At 56.2% G+C, this 21,563-nt stretch carries 23 protein-coding genes; 12 read left to right on the top strand and 11 right to left on the bottom strand.

From position 1 onward, the window contains the following. Positions 1 to 42 precede the first annotated feature (42 nt). Both smc and Q3Y53_RS09030 read right to left on the bottom strand, forming a co-directional pair. Entirely contained in the window at positions 43 to 3,648 is a 3,606-nt protein-coding gene (smc, locus tag Q3Y53_RS09035) for a chromosome segregation protein SMC (RefSeq protein WP_303535224.1), read from the bottom strand. Between the two features lie 50 nt (positions 3,649 to 3,698). Next, positions 3,699 to 4,055: a hypothetical protein gene (locus tag Q3Y53_RS09030; protein ID WP_226425107.1), complete on the bottom strand. Its 357-nt coding sequence runs from the start codon at positions 4,053 to 4,055 to the stop codon at positions 3,699 to 3,701. Between the two features lie 59 nt (positions 4,056 to 4,114). Between Q3Y53_RS09030 and Q3Y53_RS09025 the strand changes: the two genes are divergently transcribed. From Q3Y53_RS09025 to Q3Y53_RS09015, 3 genes are read left to right on the top strand one after another with little or no spacing between them, the layout of a single operon-like run. Beyond that, positions 4,115 to 4,537: a YqjD family protein gene (locus tag Q3Y53_RS09025; protein ID WP_006850868.1), complete on the top strand. Its 423-nt coding sequence runs from the start codon at positions 4,115 to 4,117 to the stop codon at positions 4,535 to 4,537. Then, positions 4,537 to 4,923, top strand: a complete 387-nt coding sequence (locus Q3Y53_RS09020; protein ID WP_226425108.1) for a phage holin family protein — start codon at positions 4,537 to 4,539, stop codon at positions 4,921 to 4,923. Before Q3Y53_RS09025 ends, Q3Y53_RS09020 begins: the two co-directional genes overlap by 1 nt. Before the next feature lie 60 nt (positions 4,924 to 4,983). Next, positions 4,984 to 5,850, top strand: coding sequence for a hypothetical protein (locus Q3Y53_RS09015; protein ID WP_226425109.1), 867 nt, complete (start codon positions 4,984 to 4,986; stop codon positions 5,848 to 5,850). Here the strand turns inward: Q3Y53_RS09015 and Q3Y53_RS09010 are convergent. Further along, positions 5,832 to 6,974, bottom strand: coding sequence for a class I SAM-dependent RNA methyltransferase (locus Q3Y53_RS09010; protein ID WP_303535219.1), 1,143 nt, complete (start codon positions 6,972 to 6,974; stop codon positions 5,832 to 5,834). The two genes, Q3Y53_RS09015 and Q3Y53_RS09010, sit on opposite strands and share 19 nt — an antisense overlap. Positions 6,975 to 8,099: 1,125 nt before the next feature. Here Q3Y53_RS09010 and Q3Y53_RS09005 point away from each other — a divergent pair. Together Q3Y53_RS09005 and Q3Y53_RS13125 are read left to right on the top strand one after the other, a co-directional pair. Next, entirely contained in the window at positions 8,100 to 8,360 is a 261-nt protein-coding gene (locus Q3Y53_RS09005) for a hypothetical protein (RefSeq protein ID WP_303535347.1), read from the top strand. A gap of 56 nt (positions 8,361 to 8,416) precedes the next feature. Continuing rightward, positions 8,417 to 8,497, top strand: a complete 81-nt coding sequence (locus Q3Y53_RS13125) for a DUF1651 domain-containing protein (protein ID WP_368506441.1) — start codon at positions 8,417 to 8,419, stop codon at positions 8,495 to 8,497. Between the two features lie 495 nt (positions 8,498 to 8,992). Here Q3Y53_RS13125 and Q3Y53_RS09000 read toward each other — a convergent pair whose 3' ends face one another. After that, positions 8,993 to 9,169 carry a hypothetical protein gene (locus tag Q3Y53_RS09000; protein WP_303535217.1) on the bottom strand — a complete coding sequence of 59 codons (177 nt, stop codon included), beginning with the start codon at positions 9,167 to 9,169 and terminating at the stop codon, positions 8,993 to 8,995. 910 nt (positions 9,170 to 10,079) lie between these two features. Between Q3Y53_RS09000 and Q3Y53_RS08995 the strand changes: the two genes are divergently transcribed. From Q3Y53_RS08995 to Q3Y53_RS08980, 4 genes are all read left to right on the top strand, one after another. After that, positions 10,080 to 10,376, top strand: coding sequence for a hypothetical protein (locus Q3Y53_RS08995; protein ID WP_303535215.1), 297 nt, complete (start codon positions 10,080 to 10,082; stop codon positions 10,374 to 10,376). 165 nt (positions 10,377 to 10,541) lie between these two features. Continuing rightward, a complete protein-coding gene (locus Q3Y53_RS08990) occupies positions 10,542 to 10,691 on the top strand; it encodes a hypothetical protein (protein ID WP_226425112.1) in 150 nt (49 codons plus the stop codon). A 196-nt stretch (positions 10,692 to 10,887) separates the two neighbouring features. Continuing rightward, positions 10,888 to 11,961, top strand: coding sequence for a DUF1214 domain-containing protein (locus Q3Y53_RS08985; protein ID WP_303535214.1), 1,074 nt, complete (start codon positions 10,888 to 10,890; stop codon positions 11,959 to 11,961). Positions 11,962 to 12,269: 308 nt separating this feature from the next. Beyond that, positions 12,270 to 12,515 carry a hypothetical protein gene (locus Q3Y53_RS08980; protein WP_303535212.1) on the top strand — a complete coding sequence of 82 codons (246 nt, stop codon included), beginning with the start codon at positions 12,270 to 12,272 and terminating at the stop codon, positions 12,513 to 12,515. A gap of 771 nt (positions 12,516 to 13,286) precedes the next feature. Here Q3Y53_RS08980 and Q3Y53_RS08975 read toward each other — a convergent pair. Together Q3Y53_RS08975 and Q3Y53_RS08970 are read right to left on the bottom strand one after the other, a co-directional pair. Further along, positions 13,287 to 13,982 carry a ParA family protein gene (locus Q3Y53_RS08975; RefSeq protein ID WP_226425115.1) on the bottom strand — a complete coding sequence of 232 codons (696 nt, stop codon included), beginning with the start codon at positions 13,980 to 13,982 and terminating at the stop codon, positions 13,287 to 13,289. A gap of 1,150 nt (positions 13,983 to 15,132) precedes the next feature. Continuing rightward, entirely contained in the window at positions 15,133 to 15,294 is a 162-nt protein-coding gene (locus tag Q3Y53_RS08970; protein WP_226425116.1) for a hypothetical protein, read from the bottom strand. A gap of 1,793 nt (positions 15,295 to 17,087) precedes the next feature. Between Q3Y53_RS08970 and Q3Y53_RS08965 the strand changes: the two genes are divergently transcribed. Together Q3Y53_RS08965 and Q3Y53_RS08960 are read left to right on the top strand one after the other, a co-directional pair. Next, positions 17,088 to 17,588, top strand: coding sequence for a hypothetical protein (locus Q3Y53_RS08965; protein WP_303535210.1), 501 nt, complete (start codon positions 17,088 to 17,090; stop codon positions 17,586 to 17,588). 162 nt (positions 17,589 to 17,750) lie between these two features. After that, positions 17,751 to 18,197: a DUF2808 domain-containing protein gene (locus Q3Y53_RS08960; protein WP_303535209.1), complete on the top strand. Its 447-nt coding sequence runs from the start codon at positions 17,751 to 17,753 to the stop codon at positions 18,195 to 18,197. A gap of 10 nt (positions 18,198 to 18,207) precedes the next feature. Here Q3Y53_RS08960 and Q3Y53_RS08955 read toward each other — a convergent pair whose 3' ends face one another. The 3 genes from Q3Y53_RS08955 to Q3Y53_RS08945 form a co-directional block, all read right to left on the bottom strand. Beyond that, positions 18,208 to 18,342: a hypothetical protein gene (locus Q3Y53_RS08955; RefSeq protein WP_255599769.1), complete on the bottom strand. Its 135-nt coding sequence runs from the start codon at positions 18,340 to 18,342 to the stop codon at positions 18,208 to 18,210. A gap of 68 nt (positions 18,343 to 18,410) precedes the next feature. Then, the gene (locus Q3Y53_RS08950) at positions 18,411 to 18,923 is read right to left on the bottom strand and encodes a PAP/fibrillin family protein (protein ID WP_368506440.1); all 513 of its coding nucleotides are present in this window, start codon (positions 18,921 to 18,923) and stop codon (positions 18,411 to 18,413) included. A 28-nt stretch (positions 18,924 to 18,951) separates the two neighbouring features. Further along, positions 18,952 to 19,167, bottom strand: a complete 216-nt coding sequence (locus tag Q3Y53_RS08945) for a Nif11-like leader peptide family natural product precursor (RefSeq protein ID WP_303535206.1) — start codon at positions 19,165 to 19,167, stop codon at positions 18,952 to 18,954. A gap of 83 nt (positions 19,168 to 19,250) precedes the next feature. Between Q3Y53_RS08945 and Q3Y53_RS08940 the strand changes: the two genes are divergently transcribed. After that, a complete protein-coding gene (locus Q3Y53_RS08940) occupies positions 19,251 to 19,937 on the top strand; it encodes an SDR family oxidoreductase (RefSeq protein ID WP_303535204.1) in 687 nt (228 codons plus the stop codon). 12 nt (positions 19,938 to 19,949) lie between these two features. Here Q3Y53_RS08940 and Q3Y53_RS08935 read toward each other — a convergent pair whose 3' ends face one another. Together Q3Y53_RS08935 and Q3Y53_RS08930 are read right to left on the bottom strand one after the other, a co-directional pair. Continuing rightward, positions 19,950 to 20,801 (bottom strand): sulfotransferase, encoded by an 852-nt coding sequence (locus tag Q3Y53_RS08935; protein ID WP_303535202.1) that lies wholly within the window; start codon positions 20,799 to 20,801, stop codon positions 19,950 to 19,952. Beyond that, a complete protein-coding gene (locus tag Q3Y53_RS08930) occupies positions 20,785 to 21,561 on the bottom strand; it encodes a sulfotransferase family protein (protein WP_226425123.1) in 777 nt (258 codons plus the stop codon). The genes Q3Y53_RS08935 and Q3Y53_RS08930 overlap by 17 nt, the downstream gene beginning before the upstream one ends. Positions 21,562 to 21,563: the final 2 nt, after the last annotated feature.

The following is a 21,563-nucleotide window of genomic DNA, read 5'->3' as shown; positions in this document are numbered from 1 at the left end:
CCGCCTGTCACGTTCAGATTGCACAGCGAAAACTCAGTTCGTTTAGGCGGCATCCGGTAAACCCACCACCTGGGTGTGGGCGCCGCGGGCCTGGGTCACGCCGATGGTGCGCTGGGCTGCGCCGATCATTGGGCGGCGGTGGCTGACCACCATGAACTGGGCTGCCTCGGCTTGACGGGCGATCAGAGCAGCCAAGCGCTCCACATTGACGCCGTCGAGGAAGCTGTCCACCTCGTCGAGGGCATAGAACGGCGACGGCCTGAAGCGCTGCAGGGCAAACAGGAAGCTCAGGGCGGTGAGTGATTTCTCCCCACCCGACATCGAGGCCAGGCGCCGCACGGTCTTGCCTTTGGGATGGGCCACCAGGGTGAGGCCTCCTTCTAGGGGCTCCTCCGGGTTCTCCAGTTGAAGGTGGCCATCACCATCGGAGAGCGAGGCGAAGATCTCGCGGAAATGTCCGTCCACGGCCGTGAAGGCCTCCATGAAGGCGTCCTGGCGCAGGGTGGCCACCGTTTCGATCCGTAGCAGCAGTTCCTCCCGCTCGCTGTTGAGCACCTCGAGCCGTTCGTTCAGTTCGTTGAGCCGCTGTTCCAGGGCCTCCAGTTCCTCCAGCGCCAGCATGTTTACGGGCTCCAAGGCTTCCATGCGTTGCTGGATCGCCTGCAGATCGGCCTGCAACGCCTCCAGGCCCGCCAGGCGCAGGGCCTCCGGGATCTCCGGTCTCGGGTCCGGCAGGGCCTGCTCCATCTCCTGCAGGCGCACCGCTCCGCTGCGCTGCTCTTCGATTAGTCCTTCGCGGTCTTCCTTGAGTCGCTCCAGATTCCATTCGGCCTGCTGCAGGGCCTGACGCTGCCGGCCCACCTCGGCTTCCGCGGCATCCCGGGCCCGGCGTTGGCTGCCGAAGCGCTCCTGCAGGTCGCTCTGCTGCTGCTCGAGCTGTTTGCGCTTGTCTTGGAGGTCGCTCTGTTGCTGGCGCCAGGCCCCATGGGCGGTAGCCAGGACCTTCACCGCCTCCTGCAACCGGGCTTCTTCGGCGGCCAGGGCCTTCTCCTGATCCCCCAGTCGTTCAATCGCCAGCCGCCGCTCGCGGCGGGCATTCAGCAGCTGGTCACGTTCGCTGCGGGCCGTTTCCAGCCGTTGGTCGGCGGCTTCCTGTTCCGTCTGCAGTTGGGCCCAGGCGGCGGCATCGTCGTTGTTACCGCTGTTGCGCTCTGCCTCATCCAAGGCCTGGAGCTCTGCGGTGAGTGGGGTGAGTGCAGCGCTGATGGCTTCGAGCCGTTGCTGTTGCTCGGTCTGATCCTGCTGCAGCTTGCTGAGCCGTTCGGCCCGCTGGCGGCTGCGCTCGAGCAGGGGGCCGTGATTGCGCCGGGCCGCATTGCGCTCGGCGATCAGGGCTGCTTGTTGCTTTTCCAGTTCGCGCAGCTGGGGTTTTTGTTGCTCGATCAGTTGCGCCAGCTTCGACTCCTCCCGCCGGCAGGCCACCAGAGATTCCCCCAGTTCCAGCAGGCGCCGCCGCAGGGGTTCGGCTTCGTCCTGATCGCTGCTGCGGCCAAAGCTGAGGCTGCTGCTTCGCTGGGAGAAGCTGCCGCCGGTCATGGCGCCGCTCTTCTCCAGCAGCTCGCCATCCAGGGTCACCGCCCTGGAGCGGCCCAGCTGTTGGCGGGCACTGGCCAGGTCGGAGAACACCAAGGTGTCACCGAAGACGTAAGCGAACACCTGGTCGTAGACCGGCTCGAACCGCACCAGTTCCACGGCCCGGCCGATCAATCCAGCGCCGCTGTCCCCACCGGGGCGTGCCCCCCGGGCAAAAGCGGCTGATCCACCTCCACCAGGAGCGCGGATCTTGTTCAGGGGCAGGAAGGTGAGCCGGCCGGCACGGCGGCTCTTGAGCAGTTCGATGGCGCGGGCGGCGATGCGGTCGTCGTCGACCACCACCTGGCCGAGACGGGCTCCGGCGGCCACCTCCAAGGCAAGGCGATGGCGATCCTCCACCTCCCCCAGTTGGGCCACAGGACCATGGATGCCATCGAGGCCGGCCTCCAGCAGCAGGCGCAGGGCTCCGGTGCCGCGGCTTTCCTGAAGGGCATCCCGCCTGCTCTCCAGGCGAGCGATCTCCCGTTCCAAGCGGGTCTGCTCCTGTTCCAGTCGGCTGCGGGTGCGCTGTTGGATGGCCAGGGATTCGGCGGTCTGCTGGAGCTCCTGTTTGCCGTCGGCAATGGATTGCAGCAGGGTTTGCCAGGTCTCCTCCAGGGTTGCGAGCTGTTGCTGCACGGCGTCACCGTCGGCGCCGTCCTGGTGCTGCTCCTGGGTGAGCTCCTCCAGCCGTTCCCGTTCCTGGCGCAGCCGTTCCTGCAACTGCTGCTGTTCCTCCAACAAAGGAGCGACGCTGGATTGCAATTCCTGACGCCGACCACTGCGGCGCTTCTGTTCCTCCACCCAGGCGCCGGAGCGGCCCGCCACATCCGCCAGCCTGCGGCGGGACATCTCCACCGCCGCTTCAGCGGCTTTGCAGTGGTCTTCTGCAGCGTTCAAGGCGTCCTGATGGGGATCGCGTTCAAGCTCCCGTGATTGGAGCTGCCACTGCTGGCGACGGGTGGCGAGGTCTTGGCGCTGCGCCTGCAGTTTCTGCCCTTCCTCTTGATGGAGGCTGGCCTGGCGATCCAGTTCGCGGTTGCTGGTGTCGAGGCCAGCCAGTTCCGCCTGAACCGCCAGCAGCTGGTCCTCGCCCAGGGCCTTCACCTGCTCCTGCAGCAGGTCCAGTTCGGCCACAGCCTTGTTGAGCTGCTCCCGGCCGTTGGCAATGGCCGCGGCGTCTCTCTGTTCCTGAGCTTCCAGCGCCTGTTGACGCGTGGCCAGATCTTTGAGGGCCTGCTGGGCTGCCTCATAGGCCAGCACCATTTCCTGGCGGCGTCCCAGTTGCAGCCGTTCCCTGAGCTCCTGGTACTGCCGGGCCTTGGCGCAGTCCTTTTCCAGCCGTTGGCGGCTGGCCAGCAGTTCCTGCTCAATGATCCGGCAGCGCTCCTGGCGCTCCTGAACGTCATCGAGCTTGCGGCGGGTCTGTTCGATCCGGGTGTCGAACAAGGCAACACCGGCCAGTTCATCGATCAGGCCGCGGCGGTCGCGGTTGCTCATCGAGACGATGCGGGTGACGTCCCCCTGCATCACCACGTTGCTGCCCTCGGGATCAATCCGGAGGCGGCGCAGCTGGGTCTGCAGCTGCTGCAGGTTGCAGGGCACCCCGTCGGCGCTGTAGCTGGAGCTGTAGGAGCCCCCCGGCATCACCCGCAGTTTGCGGGTGACCGTCCATTCCGTCTGTCCCGGTTGAATCCACGGTCCCTCTGCCGGTGCCTCCAAGCCTTCCTCGGCGGCATCGGGTGTCCAGTCGCTCAGATCAAAGCGCACACTGACTGTTGTTTCAGCGGCCTTGCCGGCCTTGAGCATGCCGCTGTTGACCAGGTCTGGCAGGCGGTCTGCCCGCATGCCACGACTGGTGGCCAGGCCCAAGCAGAACAGAACGCCATCAAGAATGTTGCTTTTGCCGGAGCCATTGGGTCCGGTCACGACGGTGAATCCCTCCTCAAGAGGGATGCTCATCGCTCCGCCGAACGACTTGAAGTGCGTCAGCCCAACCTGATTGATATGAACCAACAGGAACAGGGGCTTTCAGCAGGCTGAAACTAGCGGAACCCACAAAAAGCTCAAGGGTTCGATAAGGAACAGTGCCCAGCTGTGATGCGCAGGCAGCCCTGAAGGTCGCCCTCGAGCTGCAGGGTGACGTCTGCATCTGTTGCCTTGGGGATCACGCCGCTGTAGCTGCCGGCATGGATTCGTTCGGCCCAGCCCCGATCGCCCGAAACTGCAGCACTGCGTGGTTCCAGCCACACCTTTCGATGCGCAGGCAGGGGGACCGCCGGTTGAGCTGCTTCGTTGGGTTGCGGCACTGTGGATAGTCGCCAAGTTCGGCAGCTGTCCCCATCCTCAAGCAGCAGATCGAAATGGCATCCAGAGGGGTCGTCCGGTGCTCCGGTGTGGCGCAGGAGGGCGTATCGCGGCAAAGACTTTCCCTCAGCCTTCAGTCTCCCTACCCTTCTAAAGGTTTCTGCCAACGGTCTTTATGGCCTCGCCATCGCCGCAGTCCAACGGCAGATTCGAGCACCACTTCCGCGAGCGGTTCGAAAGCCTGCTGCCGACAATCCAGGAGCGCTGGCCGGATCTGGCTGAGCACACCCTCGAGGCCACCCGGGGGAGTGTGGATGAGTTGGTTCGGTTGATCGAACAGAACACAGGCCTTACCCCTCAAGGGGTTCGCGAGCAGCTGGAAGAGCTCCTCCATAGCGCCGGTGACCGAAGCCGCGACTGGGCCGACAGCCTGGATCCCCTCGAAGAGCAACTCGAACAGTTGCTGGATGAGTTGAACAGCACCCTGAGGCCGAAGATCGAGGCGCCTGTGCGCCAGAGACCGCTGCTGGCTGTGGGTGTTGCCCTTGGTGTTGGGTTGCTGCTGGGCAGCATGCTTCGCGGGGGCCGGCGTTCCTGATGGCTGATAAGAACTCTCCCCGCGGATTTGGAGCGGCAGCTCGGGTGACCGCACTGGCGGCGTCAGTGATGGACCTGCATGTGCGGATTGCGCTGCAGGAGGTGGATCGGGAAAAACGCCGACTTATCAGCGGTGGCTTGTTCCTCGCCATCGGCGGCACCGCCATGTTTCTGGCTTTGCTGGCGGGGGAGGCGTCGTTGCTGCTGTGGATTCAGGCCCAGTGGGAGCTGGATTGGATGCGCGCACTGTTGACCCTCGCCGTGGCCAATCTGGTGCTGGCGGGCATCAGCTTGCGCATCGGTGGCCAGGTGCTGAAGGGGCCGTTCCTGCCTCAAACACTGGAGGGACTGATGAAAACGGTACGGGCGGTGATCGGACGGGCTTGAACGTTTAAAAAAAGGATTAAAGCTGGGTTAAGATTGGAATAATGTCCAAGGAGAAGAAATTTGGGTTGGCCCGATGCCCTGAATTTCTTTGGCGTAAATCCACCTCGTTCTTGCACAGATTTTTCGAATCAAGATGCTCCTGATTCGAATACATTGATGATTGTTGCTGGTCCTTGTGGATCGGGTAAGTCGACTCTTTTACAGGCTGCTTATAGAGAGAAACTGCCTTTGTTTGGTCCTGAGTTTGCCCAGTGTTTCAGTAAGTCGTGCAGGGATCGTAGCTATCGAGAGCATGATGATTACAAGGTTGCTTGGCATAAGAAATCTTTTTTTCAGGCCAGTCATGTGAAGTTGCTGGCTCGTGAGCCTTCATTGCCTCAGTTTGTGTTGCTGCATGTGGATCTTTACCAGGTGTTGCGCGGAATCGACTCCTCCTATTGGCCCCGTTCTCTTCGAAAACGTGAGCTGCTGAAAGGGGTACGGGACGAGAAGGGAAATGGCCAACACCGCGTAAGCACAAAGCTCGCCAAGCGTTCCATGGGCCGTTTGCAGTTGCCCTCTGAAAATGATCAGATGATGCGTGCTTATCTCCAGCACCCATTTTTCAAGCGTTTCAAGCGCATTGTGGTGAATACAGTTCGTTGTGAGTATTCAGAGAATGCTCAGCAGTTGTCTGAACGGAAAGCAAAGATGAGTGCAAACGGGCTGACGTTTCAGGCGCAGCCCCGATACAAGTATTTTCAGGCGCCAGATGCGATGGCTCAAGCCATTCACCAAGAGCTGTATGCAGCTTGGGAGAGGAACCTTTCGCTTCTTGAGCCCGCCGCTTTATTCACCACGCAGGTGTCTGAATCCGGGGATCTTTTGCTCAACGGTTCGCTGCTTGTTGCGGGGTGGAGCAAGCGTTTTCAGCGAATCTCGTATTGAAGCCACCGGCAATCGATGCCGCCGTTGCTTACAGGAATCCGCCGTGATGCTTTGAGCCGAAGCGCCCCGGTGAGTTTGGGATTGCCACTGAGCAGCCACAGCTGCCAACCGGAGGCTTCCTGGCGTACGAATTGCCCCAGGGCGCTGTAGAGCGCATCGAGTTCCTGTTCGTCGCCGATGCGCTGGCCGTAGGGCGGGTTGCAGACCAACACCCCTGGGCCTTCAGGTAGGGCTTCGGCTTCAAATGAGCCGGTGCAGATGCGGATGACTCCACTCAGTCCGGCGGCTTCCACATTGGCGCGGGCCTGATCGGCAATGCTGGGATCCGCTTCGATCCCCAGCAGTAGGGGAAGGCTGAGGTCTCCCCTGCGCCGTTGCCGGGCGCGATCCACTTCCTTGTCCCAGAGGTCGGGTTGGAAATCGGCCCAGCCTTCGAGGGCAAAGCGGCGCTCCAATCCTGGGGCCTGCTGCAAGGCGGCCAAGGCCGCTTCGATCAACAGCACTCCGGATCCGCAGCAAGGGTCCACGAGGGGCTGGCTTCCATCCCAGCCCGTCAGGCGGATCAGACCAGCGGCCAGATTTTCCTTCAACGGTGCAGCTCCCATGGCTGCCCTGTAGCCACGGCGGTGCAGGCTGCCGCCACTGCCATCGAGGCTCAGTTGTGCTTCCCCACGGCCGAGGTGGAGATGCAGGGAGAGGTCGGGGTCATCGAGATCGATGGAGGAACGCTCCCCCCAGAGATCCCGTTGGGCATCCACAAGGGCGTTTTTGACCTGCAACGCCGTGAAATGGCTGTGGTTCAGCCCCGGTGCCGTTCCGGTCACATCCACCCGGAAGGTCATCGATGGATGCAGCCAGCGTTCCCAGTCGAGCGCTTGGCGGATGCCGTCGTAGAGGTCGTCTCGGCCTTGGCAGGGGAAGCGCGCCACCTGCCGCAAAAGACGGAAGGGCAGTCGAGCTTGAAGGTGCAGCCGGTACAGGCAGGCCATGTCCGCTTCGAAGCTGACGGCACGCCTGCCAGGCTTCACGTCATGGGCCCCAAGGCCGCTGAGTTCTTCGCCGCCAGCTGCCTCCAGGCCTTGGGGCACAACGGCAACAGCGGATAGCCGGTTTGTTCGACCCAAGGGCGTTGTGCTCCAGGCCACCACTCCTGTCAGAATGACAGGGTCCGGCTTCGTCGGACTAGGTGATCCACACCAGTGTTTCGGACAGCGGTTCGATTCCGCTCAGCTCCATTCCCCCTTCCGGGGCTGCAATGGTTTCGACGGGGCATGAGGAGGGTGACTGAAGCCTGCTCGGTGAGAGCAAACCCGTAACTGCGAACAACATCGTTCGTTTCTCCCGTCAAGCAGCCCCTGTTGCTGCCTGACCCTTAGGGGAGATGGGGTGAAGTCAGCCTTATCACCCAAATGACTCATGGGGGCTGGAAGGCCCCCTCAACTATTCCAAGACAAGGGTTCTCGCTGACCTGGAATTGTGCTGACTGCTAATCAGGACAAATTTATGGGTACTTTGGCCGCGGCGAAAGGGTCTGAGATCAGTGTTTTGGATTCCGCGATCCGGAGGCTGGATCAGAAGGATTTCCGTGTTCGCTTGAGGTCAGCCCTTGATGAGGTGGATCTGGATTCACGCAGCTCTAAAGCTCTCAAGCGTGCCCTTCTTCGTCGGGGGCTTCTCTGATGCCGAAGAGGATCGAAGTTGTTGATCGAGTTCAAGTCGCTCACTCCAAGCTCTTGGAGGGCTTTAGCTGTACTGCGGTCGTGGCGTACCTGGCGGAGACCAAGGGGGTTAGCCGCAGAACAGCACAACGAACTGTTCAACAGGCTTATGCCCTGATCAGGGAGGACATCGATAAGGCGAACGTCCAACGCAGTGACCTTGTGGCCCAGGCAATTCACTTACTTATGGAGAGTGCACGTCTCGGCTTGGCACAGAACAACCCTGGTGCGGTTGTCGGTGCAGTGGCTCAACTCGACAAGCTCTGCGGGCTGTCACTTGCTCGCCAATAAGCCCATAACCAGGCGCCAGGCACCATCCACCATGAGATTTGGCATGTGCATGTGGTCGCAGATGTCATCGCCTGCAGCCGAGATAGAGCTGAATCTGGCTTCCGTACTCTCTTTAAATGAACAAAAGATCTCAATTGCAATGTTTTTGCTTTTGAGCTATCTATACGTATTGTTGCATCTTATGCCTTGAGACGTTTTAACAAAAGAATCGCTATTTGGGTTACGGAGAAGGTGGGAACGATGTGGTGTGCTTATGCATTTTGCTTGTTAGCTTTGATCTCACTACCTGAAGCGCTGGCTTCAGAAGATCCTTTGAAGATAGTGGCGTGGACAGCACAGACGTTTCTTCAGCTTGTACTGCTGCCGATTATTATCGTTGGTCAAAACATTCAAAGTGAGATTGCTGAACGGCAGGCGGATACGGACAGCAACACATTGATCGCGATCAGGCAACTTGCAGAAGAAATCCACGAAGTGACTTACAAATCAAAGGGGTTTTAGCTTTTGCGCACCTACAGCTGGGTGCCACCACGCCAGTGCCTCAAACCCGTAGGCGAATGCTTCGCTACAACGCTATTGAGGCGTGGGACAAGATGCTCAGAACAGGCTGGAGGCGGTGCTCACCACCCGTGCGTTGACCCCATCTGGGGGTAGTTGATGAAGGACATGCAGCCGTTTAGTAGCTGGGCAGAGGGCTGATTTGGAAGCAGCTCTCAGCTCTGTCGACTGGTCTGGGAGTGAAGCCGCTTCCAGATTTTTTGTTGCGTAAGGAGAGGCATAAAAAAGCCCGGTCATCACACCCGGCCCATGCGCAGATGAACCTGTCTATCGGCTGACGTTTCCTGCGCAAGGGGGCAGCAATATCCATCCCTCAACTGGGGCCGACCAGCCAGCAAATATACCTCGATTTAGTGATGCGGTGAGGCTGCCTCCCCAGCGACCGTGAATGCAGAGAGAACAAGACCACTACGCGTTATCGCTGTTTCGCCGCTATCTGGACGCCACTAACCGTGGCCGCCTGCAAATGGATTGCTGACGCCTGATGACCGTTCACCAGTTTCTGGACCTAATCGCCAAGGCTTCGATCATCACTGTGAATGTGGGTGGGCCGCTGAAGGACATCGCTTATAAGGCTAGGCAGCCAGCTGATCCTCAAGATCAGAAAGCTCGATTTCTAACTGCTTGATTTTGCTCAAAAGGTTTTCATTGTGCAGGCAGGTTCTGTCTCCTGAAGGAAGGCACTCCACTCGATAAAGCATGAGTCGATTGATATCGATCTCTTCTTTTAGAAAATCACGGTAAGAGCCCACAACATATAAGGCTAGGTCCCGAGATTGTGGCAAGTTCATTTGGTATTTGCATCATCAAAATCGTTAAATGTTCGGGATTCAGCATCAGCAAGCTTCTTATCCAATGCCTCTACTTTTCTTACAAGGGGCCCATAAAGCTCTTTGGCGCTTGGGCCTGTGGGAAGAAACACCTCCCGATATAGCATCAGTTGAATTATCTCGTTCTCGGCTGATCTGGAGTCATTCATGGCACATAAAAGCGTAGAGGGAAAACAAGGATGCGTGAATTTCAGTCGTACTGGGCGTAATCTCGTGATGGTCTGCGAAGCTCGCGTTCCTCTTTTTCATGCTGAATTCTCTGCAAGCGGAGATATGCAGTTGCGCAAAGATAGCATTCACAGGGAATGCCACAATCTTCAAGCTGCCGTAATGCAACTTGAGCCTGATAATGCTCAGACCAAGAATATGAAGTCACCGCGATTGGGGCGGAGGACATTTTGACTTTGCACGAATTTCAAAAAACCTTTTGTGCTAGTCGGACAATGTGCTGAACTCAACAACATAAACTGTGGCTGTAGTTACATGTCCTGAGCGGCGAAGCTGATCAAGTTGACGCCCTACAGGGTGGCTACGACGGTAACCGCTATGAGCTATCAGGCGAGTATTGGCGGATTTTTAAATGACCTCTGGGCGTGGTCCCCATGCCGGATCGTCTTCACCACTGATGTACGGAACTTTCGTCAGAGAGGTGGTGTGCGTGACATGGGAAATCACCAACTCCTTGGAAGATGTGAGGGGACTCCGCTGGGGACCTGAATAATCACGCCACCGAATCAATCGAGCGCCAGCTACCTACCCTGAATTTGTGGCCGCGACGCACGGTTGGTGTCTTGGCCCACGAGAATAGACATGGATACCAGTACCAGTCCTGATGGCACCCACCAAAAAAGAGATCCTCGCGGCATCCGCAGGCTGGGTAGCCGTCACCTTGAACGTGGTTCCGGGGCTAGGTGCTGGGTACTTGTACCAGCGCCGCTGGAAGGCTTATTGGATTACATCTGTTCTGGCAACAACCTGGTTCGTACTTGGTGCAGTGCTTGGACAAGAAGCAGATGGTGCTGAGGAAATCCAAAACCAGTTGATTGGCTTGCTAGGGCTAGTCGCTCTCGCGGCTGGAACAGCGGTTGAAGCCGGGCTTGCGGCGAAGAAATCTCGCGAACAGAGTTGAGATGTGTAGAGGCAAGAAAACTCTCAACGGAACCTCAGAACAAAAACGAATAACGCTCTTATGAATGGAGGGTCCAAAGCAACGAGGGACCCAGGCGACGCTCACGCCTGGGTTTTTTCTTGCCTGCCAACAGCAGGGAACACTCAAGGCAGTCACGTCGGACCGATGCCTCAAGACACCCGCATTGCTCTGTTCCTGATGGGGGAGCTGGTGGCAGCACTACGTGCCAATGACCCTGATGCCTTCAAGTGCTGGCTGTCTGGAGGGGGCCAAGACCTAGGGGAGCCAGTGGTGGAGGAGTTGCTGCTGGATTGACACTTGGGAGCAAGCCTGTCGCTCCTTGATGCAACCCACTCGAAGCTTGAGCAGCCTTGCTCGATGGAATTGAAAATATCTAATTTTACAGCTTTGAATCGATAATTATTCTTTAAAAAGATGGTACGGATATAGCGCTTTTGCTGCAAGCATCAAGACAACTGCTTACCGTGAAAATGGTTAATAAATAGCAACGATGAATTCCAAATCAATCGCATCTCTTCTCTTGGTGAGTTCGCTTGGTTTTTTCTCCGCAAGCTGCAGTGGCAATAATGGTGATTTTTCAAACTCAGTAAACAAAGAAGCCAGCATTGTCAATGCCAGCCAGGAGAAAGAGCGGGCTGAAAAACCATCTCCAATAGTTGTTACAGAAGAAAATTTTCCACAGGCATATACAAATATGCGCTTTGACGCAATCATTAGGCAAGCCGGGGGGATCAATAAATTCAAAGAAATGGGCAAAGCGCCAAGCGACCCGTCTAAGCAATTTGTTGTACGCATGAATCGAGACACCCATTACTCAACGGGCGTTTTTGACATGGAAGGGGGTGTATACCTGACAATACCTGAAACAGATAAATATATCTCAATACAAATCGTGGATGAGAATCATGAAACCCAGCCAATGATATACGGCCCTGGCAAGCATAAGCTAACAGCCAAGACGAAATATGCTTTTATTGCCGTAAGATCCTTGGATGACGAAGCGCGTAAGAACCTTGAAGCCGAAGCAAATAGTTCAGATGATTTCAATGTTAAAGAGTGGGATGAGAAGTCCTTCAGCGAGGTGGCAGCCGCCGGAAATAAAATTTTTACCGATGGGTATGATCAATCAAAGGCATTCAGCAACAAAGAAAGCGGGCAAACCCCTTACTGGAACTTCGTAGGCGCTGCCGGAGGATGGGGAGGCGCAATGGTTGTGGACAACATTTATCAGACAAGTAAATACATGAGTAATGAAGGGTGTTATGAGATGAATTTTGTAGACCCACAGGCGAGAGATTTTTGGTCTGCCACTGTCTACAATGGTGACGGCTACATGTTTAATGATGTTGCCAATATATCGAGCGAAATGAATCCCGAGATGAACCCTGATGGAACCTATACTCTTAGGTTTGGTTGCGATGGCCAGCCCAATAATATTCCTATTCGCGAAGGAAATGAAACAGGTAAATTCAATGTGCTAATGAGGCATTATGGGCCTAGCGATATGGTAAGCAATAAGCAGAAAGGCTACAATCCAGTAGAGGGTATTGAGAAGATTAAGTGAGATGATTTGACTCGCCTTGATTGTGCATTGGCTGGTCTTCCCTCAATAAAACATTCACCCCGCCAGCAATGGCGGGGTTTTTATTGCTTGAACAGAGCGGGGAACACTCAAGCCAGGCATATCTGGCCCCATGACTCTCGACATCAGCACTGCCACACGATGGTGGGCTGCAACCCTAAGCACAAGCGGCCCAGCAGGGCCAGTATCTGAAGAAGCGCCGCAAGCTCTGGGGCCGATGTGCCAGAAGAACGTGAGCTAGTGGCTTCTCAGCTCTTTCCGCATAGACTCAGTTGTCTGGCATAAGTCAATTGAATTCTGGAACCATACGGCGGCTCATTATTACTCTTGCTACTGGGTATCTAACTGTATTTGGCGTAAGACAGATCCCTTATGAATTTGCCAATGAATGGCTTGTGCTTGTGCCAGCATTGATTCTTGTCTATGCGTTAACTGTCTGGGTAGAGGGCAAGATATTCAAGGACGAATCATTCGTGGTTCCTGTGAGTAAACCTGTCAAAAAGAAAGCCGAACCCTCAATCAAAGGATTTAAGTAAAGAGCTAGTCCGCAGGCCAGTGTTTCCTCTCGGCTGATCTGGAGTCATTCACAGCAAATAACAGCGTAGATGGCAAAAGAAGGATGCATTAATTTCAGTCATACTGGACGTAATCTCGGGAAGGTCTACGAAGCTCACGTTCCTCCTTTTCATGCTGAATTCTCTGCAAGCGGAGATACGCATTGGCGCAAAGAGGGCATTCACATGGAATGCCAAAATCTTCAAGCTGCCTCAGTGCAGCTTGGGCCTGATAATGCTCAGGCCAAGAGTATGAAGTCACCGCAATTGGGGCGGAGTACAAGATGACTTTGCATGAATTTCAAAAAACCTTCTGTGCCAGCAGGTCAATGTTGGGAACTCAACAACACAAGCTGTGCATGTAGTTACATCTCAAGAGCGGCGAAGCGGAACAAGTTGCCGCCACCGTACTGGTGACTGCTGTTTCTGCATGTGCTGTTGATGCTTGTTCAGTGACGCGGCGAGCCCATCGACTGGCTTCTCCCAAGTAAATAAAGGAATTTCCAATTGACACGACTGGTGGTGACCGCTCGTATGGCCATGTGGGGCCCACTATCAAACGTCTGTTTCCACCCTCATCGCTGCCGGCACGCCCATGCGACTCAAGCAATTCGGCGAGGAGTTGATGTTTTTACCCTTTCAGCGACGCTCGGCCGCAGTTCGACGGGAACCATATCTCCCTACGTTCTTGCTCAGCCTGGTGAGAGTTCATCTCTCGAATTGGGTTGACGGCCCGTTCTGATAAAAATCCATTTACGCCGCCATCCGGTGTTCCATGGGTGTGAAGTCCCATCCGATTGGTGTCTGATTCTGATTCAGTGTGCTGTGCTCTTCGAATAGATCTTCAATTTCTTTGCAGGCTGCACTGTATGCACTCCAACCCATCATTCTGCGTGGATTTGCACGACCACGCTTGTCAATTGCCTGATCAACCGTGACTCCTTCTGTTTCTGCCTGTTCAAAGGCGCTCAGCAGTGGAATTTGTGCAGCTAGAACCTTGATATCGAATCCTTGAAGTAATTCTGTGGCTTGTTCAGCTGCAGCCTCTTTGCGTGCATCCACTTTGACAAGCAGTGCCGCATAGGGAACTTTGTATTGCCTCAGCATTTGTGACATCTCGACTGTCAATTCGATTGATCTGCTCTGCGTGGTCGTGGGTAGCAGAATGAAATCAGCCCCCTCCACTAAGTTTTTTATTTCTTCTTCGTTGCTGCTGGCCTGCCCATCTGTGATCACAATCTCTGCTGATCGAGTCGCTTTGGCTGCCGCTTCAATGGGTACAACGGTACAAGGCAAGAGCCCTCTGGCGCCATAAGCAGTCGCTGAGCGGTTGCGGTCGGCATCAACCAGGACCACGCGTTTTTGCTGTTGGCTCCAGCATGCTGCTATGTGAACGCTGCTACATGTTTTGGCGACGCCACCCTTCTGGCCAAAAACAGTGATGAACATCAGGCAACGGCTAAAGGCTTCTTTTCAGGATCGCGTTCTTTCCCGGTAAGGCAATACGTGGTTTGTCGTATTCATGGCGATGACAGCGTTGGTTGGCTGCAGTTCTCTCACCCATCTCCGGGCAGAGTGATCCACCGTGCATGAAAAGCAGATCACTCGAGCCAAGTCCACCACCTCTCTGGGGACGAGTCTCTGCTTATGTCATAGCTCTCATGGCATTGGCTTTTCCATACCCGATGGGAGTTCAGTCAACGATTTCAGTGTCTTTGCGGACAAGCCAGTCGTTTTCATCCGCGAACTTCTTATCGATTCGGCGCCGAGTCTCGATGAGGTGGCGGCGTTGTGCCCACAACTCACCAACGAACTTGGCGAGTCGTTCCCTGTGATCTCCAGTCTGCATGGGCACCAAGGGATTCTGCTCCGTGATTTCTGGATTTCCAGAGGTCATCTAAATCAGGATGCTTGAACTCAACCCTTAGCCAGATCTTTTGTCGTGGACCATTTCCTAAAAAGAAACCCCGGAGGTGTCTCCGAGGCCTTTCATCCATTCGGTTGATCCCCATCACCCGGCCGGACTGGACAAAACTAGCCTCGTTGGACTCAAAAGTGCCAGCAAATGCGTAATCCGCACATAGTGCGGTGAAGTTCTGTGCCGATCCTTAAGACACCAGATGTGGGGCTAGGCAGCCGCTATGAGCTAAGCCATATTGATATTTCCCCCATCACCCGGCCCGATGTGCATGTCACAGCGGGTTTTTTTATGCCTTGAAGCACTAGCAGTAGTGCTTTTGAGGGTTTTGAAGCTTGTCGTTGCGTGTGGCGCACTTGATCTGTGGACAACGCGAGCCAAAAAGAACCCCCGCTGTATTTCATCTGCCATGGCGGTGCACTGGTGCCTTCATCCTTCGCGCATGCGAGGGGATGGCTGAGGGGCTTACCCCTTTTTTGTTGCATTAGCTGCTGGGGCATAAAAAAGCCGGGTCGTCACACCCGGCTCTATGCGCAGATAAGCCTGTCTATCGGCTGACCGACCACAGGCAAGAGGGCGGCAATCCCAATCGCTCCAGGAAGCCAGCTCACCAGTCGTAGAGCTTGGGTTGATTGGCCGGAGAGAGCTGCGCGACCTCAATGAACAAGAAGAGGACAGAAATCAGCGCACGTAGCGGGCATAGCTGGGGAGTCTTTTTAATCGAATCTGAGTGGAGTAACCCGTCGGCGTGATGATGTTGACCACCTCAGGAGCAGGGCAATTCAGCATGTAACCGCTTTTGGTCAGCTTGTCCCAAGATTGTTTGAGTAATTCAGTGTCCATAAATCCTCGATAACACAAGTTGTCAGGATTTCGCCAGTGCTTCCTGACCATTTCTAGTGGTTGTCAATATGTGCCACTTGATGCAATTTGGGACTTACGGAGTTATTAGCTTGTTGGTCATGCCTGATTGATAGTTATGGCTTTTGACGAACTTGACCGGACGACGCGGTATATCAGGGATGCCAAGTCTCGTGCCCTAGAGGTACTCAATCAAAGCTCTCCAAAACTCACAGCACTTGAGAAGGCGATGTGGGTGAAGTTGAAGCGGGGTGAACGCCCCTGCAAGAGCAGCAATGGCTAGTGGGGCTTGTCCCAATTGGGGAATCAGGCTTGTTCAAGAGCATGATCATGCCCAGTGACATGGGCTCAGCGTTGATTTGATCCAGGGGAAGAAGTACTGGCGGCTCTGAAGTGCACCCGCCAGTGGCTTCTCTGCAGCTTGTTCCTTGGACCTACCGTTATCGAGCTTGTCGATCGCTGCTGTCTGTCAGTGCCTCTAGGCGAGCTGGAGCTTGTTAATACACCAAGGATTGCAGTTGTTTTTTAGACCGTCTGCATGCCAAACAATTCCTCAGCTTTCACGAAGCGCCAGCAATGCCCGGGCTTCAGCCGCCCTTGCAATACCTGACCCTTTCCGGAGACAACGGGGGGTCCCAGCCAGGCCTAGGGGCCATCACGCAGACCGCTGTAGGGATGGTCTGAATCAACAAGCAGAACGCGATGACCAGGAGCGCGAAGCCTGTGCCCGGGGCGTGGATGTTGGCTTGGAACCAGGGTTTGTTTGCCATGCCATCAGTTTGGCGTTGAGCGTTTTGACAAACAAACCTTTCGGCTTAGTTGTTGATTTTGCTTAGACAGGCGGACCCAGCAGTTGCCGCTGACATGGGTCCGCGTCCCGGCCGGAGCCCTCCAGAGCGGGACACATCTTGAATAAGACAGTGACTTCAACCGATTCAGCCTAAATCGATACCGGTCTGGGGTTTTTGTCACAAGCAGAAAGAAGACGGTCTGGCGTTCATTTCACCAGCCCATGTCTGATCGTCCTCAGCAGCACTTGAACTGATTCGGTTTGCAAGGTTGGTCTCGCCATGATTTGCCATCTGTCACGGGTTGTCCTTTGGGCTTCATTCGAGCATTCACTCAACATTGGTGAGATGGGGAGCGAACATCAGCTGAGCTTGGCTTCTTGCTGAAAGCTCGGTTTATTGGGGCAGCAGCTGAAGCAACGTGGTCCGCACTCTGAAAGATCAATGGTTCGCTTTGGCGGTCGGAGCCACGGCACTTGCCGCATTGTGCTGGCTTGAGTTGATTGCCTACTGATCAGGATTCTTTAGATCAGATGTCGAGATCTGTTTCCGCGGCTTCGTTGATTGCTGTTGGACTCCTGTTTGCTTGTTCTCCAGTTGCTCGGTCTGACGAATGGGTGACGTGCAAGCGTGATGCCTCCACTGGCCAGCTTCTTTGGCTGCGCGGTAAGTCAACTGAGCCTCTGAAGAACGCTGAATACCGGCCTGGGGCAAGCAACCCGGATCTGGGCACTTGCTTGGTTGGCAATGACCAGCTTCGTCAAGCTCACGGTTTGAGGTTTTGATCACCGCATAGGTGATCAGGCAGGGCAGAAGCGCTTTCCCTCCACGGCAAATGACCTCAGGGCAACTGGCCATCCCGATGCGGCTTAGACGCAGCTTGAAGAGCACAGCACTTTTGAAGCGCCTGCAGGCCTGCAGGCCGAACCGCGCGGAAGCGTAGGCTCGGCCTGCGTCTGACGAGTCTCGCTTTTGGTCATTCGTCTGATGCTCGCTCTCGCCTTGTTGGCTTCCTGGGCGTCCCCAGCCCGAGCGATTTCGCTTTCAGCACGCACGGATCGGTTGATCGACCGGCTTCAGCAGCTTGGTGTTGTGATAGACCGTCTCGAGCGTTGTGGCCCCGGGGCCGAACGAGCCGCTTACAACATGGGCGTGAACCGTCTCTGCTTGTCGCAGGGGCTTCGCGATGAGCCAGGGCTTCAGCTGGATGTTTTGACCCATGAGGCCATCCATGTGGTTCAAGACTGTCTGGATGGTTTGGAGACGCCGTCGTCGTCCACGATCAGCTTGATGCTGCAGGCGCAGGGTGGCTTCAGTCCCTCCCAGGTTGATCGGTTTTTGGCTCACCATCTCGACCATTCAACAGCGGGCCACGTACTGAGGGTGACCCAGGCGCTCGGGCCGCTGCAGCGCCAGCGCGAAGTCGAGGCCTATGCGCTGCAGAGCCAGATCGGCATGGTCGAATCCTTGTTGGCTCGACATTGCTGAAGTCGCTTGAGGGATGAGGCTCGCCTTGAGATCTTGATCTGCTTGACATCGCTAGCCTTGATTGATTCGTAGGAACAATCTCGGGTGAAGAACCAGTGGATTGCGATGCTTTTGTGGGCTCCAGTGGTGTTGCTGCAGGCGCCCTCATCATTTGCGCAATCCTTGTTTGATCGTCCCCCAACTCGGGTGATGATTCACAACCCTGAATCAACCGAAGGCCTGCGCAATCGCACCACGATCACTGTTGTGGTTCCTCCGGATGCTGGTAATGCCTTGGGCGCGATTGTTCTGCGGCAGTTGCCCAATCTTGATCAGTGGGACTGGGGCCGCCTGGAGCCTCGTGTCTATCTCGGTGATTATTCCCTTCGCGGCAAAGGAACAAGCGGATTGGCTTCTGCTGATGTCTCAGAGTCCGAAGAGGTTTTGACTATCCAGCTCAATCCAGCGGTTCAGCCGGGGCAAACCGTGAATGTTGTATTCCGTGGTTTTAATCCTCAGTCCAGTATTTATCAATGGTCAACGGAACTTATGGCGGATGGAGAGGATCCCGTCCGTTATCTCGGTCCCACGCTGCGTTTGAACGTTTACGAGCAGGATCCTTACCGGTAGCTGTTGGTTCCTAAAGCAGATTTGGGTAGGCATTGAAGAGTCCCCAGATCACCAGTGCGGTAATCGATGCAAATATCACGGCAGTCCATGCCGCAAGATCAGCGTTGTTGCTGGACCCCTGCAGAAGCTGAAGAAGGCGTGCCATCAGAAGGAATGCAAGCCCTTCGGTTCTGGCTCAAGTTGCCGGCAAATTCCAGCCTTGTTTGCGAGTCCTCATACACCGAAAAACGTACTCAGATTTAAATCGTTTCGCTTCAGCAGCACGAAGGTTGTTCCTGCATTGCCGCGGCAGATCCGTAGCTGTTCATCCAGCACGGTGATGTCGAGCCATGCCGGCGTGCTCTGCTGAACTTTTCGCATCCAACTCAACTGTTGGCGGTTCGGTAGGGAGGGGCCGACCCAGCCTCCCTGGCGAAAGCACACCATGACCCGCTTGCTGTCGGCGACCTGCAGCTCGGCCTGCACACGGATACCCCCAAGAGCACTCAAGGGGCCGCGCAAGCGCAGCAGATTGCATCCACGTCCGTGATCTGGATCCAGGATCTGAAGGTTCTCCAGCCTGGCGTTCGGTTTTAACCATGGTTGCTGGGAACTGCTCCAGTTCAACTCCCAGACCCCACGCAGCAAGCCTGCTGAGTTGGTGAGGTCGGCGGGCTGCTCCTGTTCCACCTGTTCGATCAGCGTCTGCAGGCCTGCATCGTTTGGCTTCTGCCGCAGCAGTTTCACCAGTTGGTCGCGGTGATGCCCCAAGGGTCTAGTGGTATTCGCCGGGGTGCTGAATCTTGGTGACGCTCACGCCTGAAGAACTCTTGCCGGAGAAGCGCAGCAGTTCATCGCCGGAGACTTCGTAACCCAACTTCTGGGCAATCAGGGCCGCAGCATCGGCACTCACGGCCTTCAGCACCTGCTCTCGAAGAGAAGGGTCTCTGGAGATGTGAGCAAAAAATTGCCGGAGTTGGTCCGTGCTCATGTCGCTGGAGATGACGTGCCGATTCTGACCCGTCTGCTCTTGCCTCTTGCCTGTTGACTGGTTCATAGATCAAGTCCGATGGGATGACGCAACTGGCGGTGTCTGGCGCCTCCGGCAAAACCGGATGGCGCGTGGTGGTGGAGGCGCTCAAGCGTGGTCAATCAGTTCGAGCCATCGTTCGACCTGCGTCAGTGCTCCCCCCTGCCCTGGCCCAGGCCGAGCAGGATGGGCGCTTGGACGTCTGTCGCCTGGAGCTGGACACGGCGGAAGCGTTGCTCCATGCGCTTCAGGGCTGCACCGCCTTGGTGATCGCCACGGGTGCTCGACCTTCGATCAACCTTGCGGGTCCCTTGCAGGTGGATGCCTGGGGAGTTCAGGCGCAGGTGCAGGCCTGCCGCTCTTTGGGGCTGCAGCGTGTTCTGCTGGTGAGTTCCCTCTGCGCAGGCCGTTGGCTGCATCCCCTCAACCTGTTTGGCCTGATCCTGGTCTGGAAGCGGGTGGGTGAACGCTGTCTCGAGCGAAGCGGGCTGGATTGGACCGTGATCCGGCCTGGAGGTCTCAGTGAAGACGACAACCGCAGCACCACCGAGGGCGTACTGGTGACCGACGCTGATCAACAGCAGAGCAACAGCATTCCGCGGCGTCTTGTGGCGCAGGTTTGCCTGGATGCTCTTGAGCAGCCGAGGGCCTGTGGTCGCATTCTTGAAATCACCAGCTCCCCTGGGCAGCCCCAGCAGCCGCTTGCCCAGTGGTTGGATCAGAACGCTTGATCTTGGATGGATTCAATCCCAGGCCCATGTGTTGATGGGCCGGCCTGTGCTGGTGAGGAAGCGTTCGCTGTCGGGGCGAATTAAATCAATCGTTTTCTGTTTGAGTTCGTCGCTCCAGTTGGGTGCCGCCACGTTTTTTCGTCCTTTCGACCCCGCTGGATTCATCAGCGGCAGTTGTCCCTTCTCCAGCAACTGGGAGCAATCCGGCGTGGCGCCGATGAAGCTCAGGATCCGCCGCAGGCTTGATTGCGGCTGCGTGCTGAGTTCTTCGGTGGTGATGCTCAGGATCAACTCCTGCGGAAACCAGCTCCGATAGCGCTGCCATTGCTTGTGATACATCGAGGCGTCCACCACGCGTTGTCTCAAGCGAGGTGAGTGCAGCAGCTGATCAAACGGCGGGCAGTCCTTGATGCGGCCCTGCCAGTGACGCCAGTGGGATTCAATCCGTCGCAGCGGATGGCGCACCAGATAGATCAATGGAATGGGGCCGAGGTGGTGGTGGATCAGCTCCGGGGTTCTGGCGTAGGAGCCATAGGACGACGAGTACATCGTGCTGGCTTCCCCCCGCAGGGGCCGCCGCGGATCGGCTTCAAACTGATTCGCGTACCACTCCCAACCACGCAGATAGTGCCGGCCGAAAAATTTCGGCTCCATCGACTGGCTGATCTGGATCTCTGGATGGCGCCGTAAAGCCGTGGCAAGGCTTGTTGTGGCCGACTTGGCGGCTCCGATGATGATGAATGTGGGCAGCTGGGTGCGGTAGATCGCTGCGATCTGGTCGTGCTGCCCCTGCAGGCTTCGGTTGATCTGCTGCCGGCAACGCCAGGCTCTCAGCCAGCTCGAACGTTCAGCGCCCGAAGCCATGGGACCGTAGCCAGTTCGACAGCTTCAAGCCTGTGCTGTGGAGTGGATTGATTGCCGGGAGGGGCGCGTTCTGGATCAAGTGGTCGACAGAGACATCGTTATAGAAAAGGCGCACATCGTCGCCATAGATTTGCATTGTTTTATTGATCAGAGCTTCGTTGTTGAAGTAACTCTGCAGGCCGCCACGGTCACTTCGCCGTACGTTTTTCTGCGGTAAAGACTCCATCACATTGATGCCGCGTCTGGCGAGAATGTCGCGCAATTCAGCCCAGTGTTCGTTGATCTGTTCAACGCGTCCTACGAACTTCGGCACGATCTGATTGCCGATGCAAAGCAATTGGCTCTGGGGGAGAACGTGAACGTCGTAGTGTTTGAACGGTGTCTCGATCAAGACATCGAGAAAGGCCTCAAAAGACATGCCGTGGGTGACGCCCATGTTCTGCATCGGCAGAGGTGGAGTCTCGATCTCGATCACTTTGTTGTTGTACGCCGCGATCAATCGGTCGAAAGGGTTGCGCACGAAACTGAAACTGAAATGACTTCGCCGGTATTTGCGTGCCCGACGCAGGGTGATCAGCTCCGTTTCCTGATTGGTTTCATGTTGCCAAAACTTATCGGATGTTGTTTTTGTGCCTTTGGGGGGCATTTCGCTGAGCAGCCGGCACAGGGCTGCTTTGATTGAGGAATTCGCCGCCTTGGGAACCCGCCCATAGAGCAGGTTGTGGCGTTTCATCCGGATGAAGTGATGCGGTTGGGCCATGG

The organism is Synechococcus sp. YX-04-1, assembly GCF_030546365.1.
Taxonomy (GTDB): domain Bacteria; phylum Cyanobacteriota; class Cyanobacteriia; order PCC-6307; family Cyanobiaceae; genus Parasynechococcus.
This window is presented reverse-complemented; position numbering and strand designations above follow the sequence as displayed.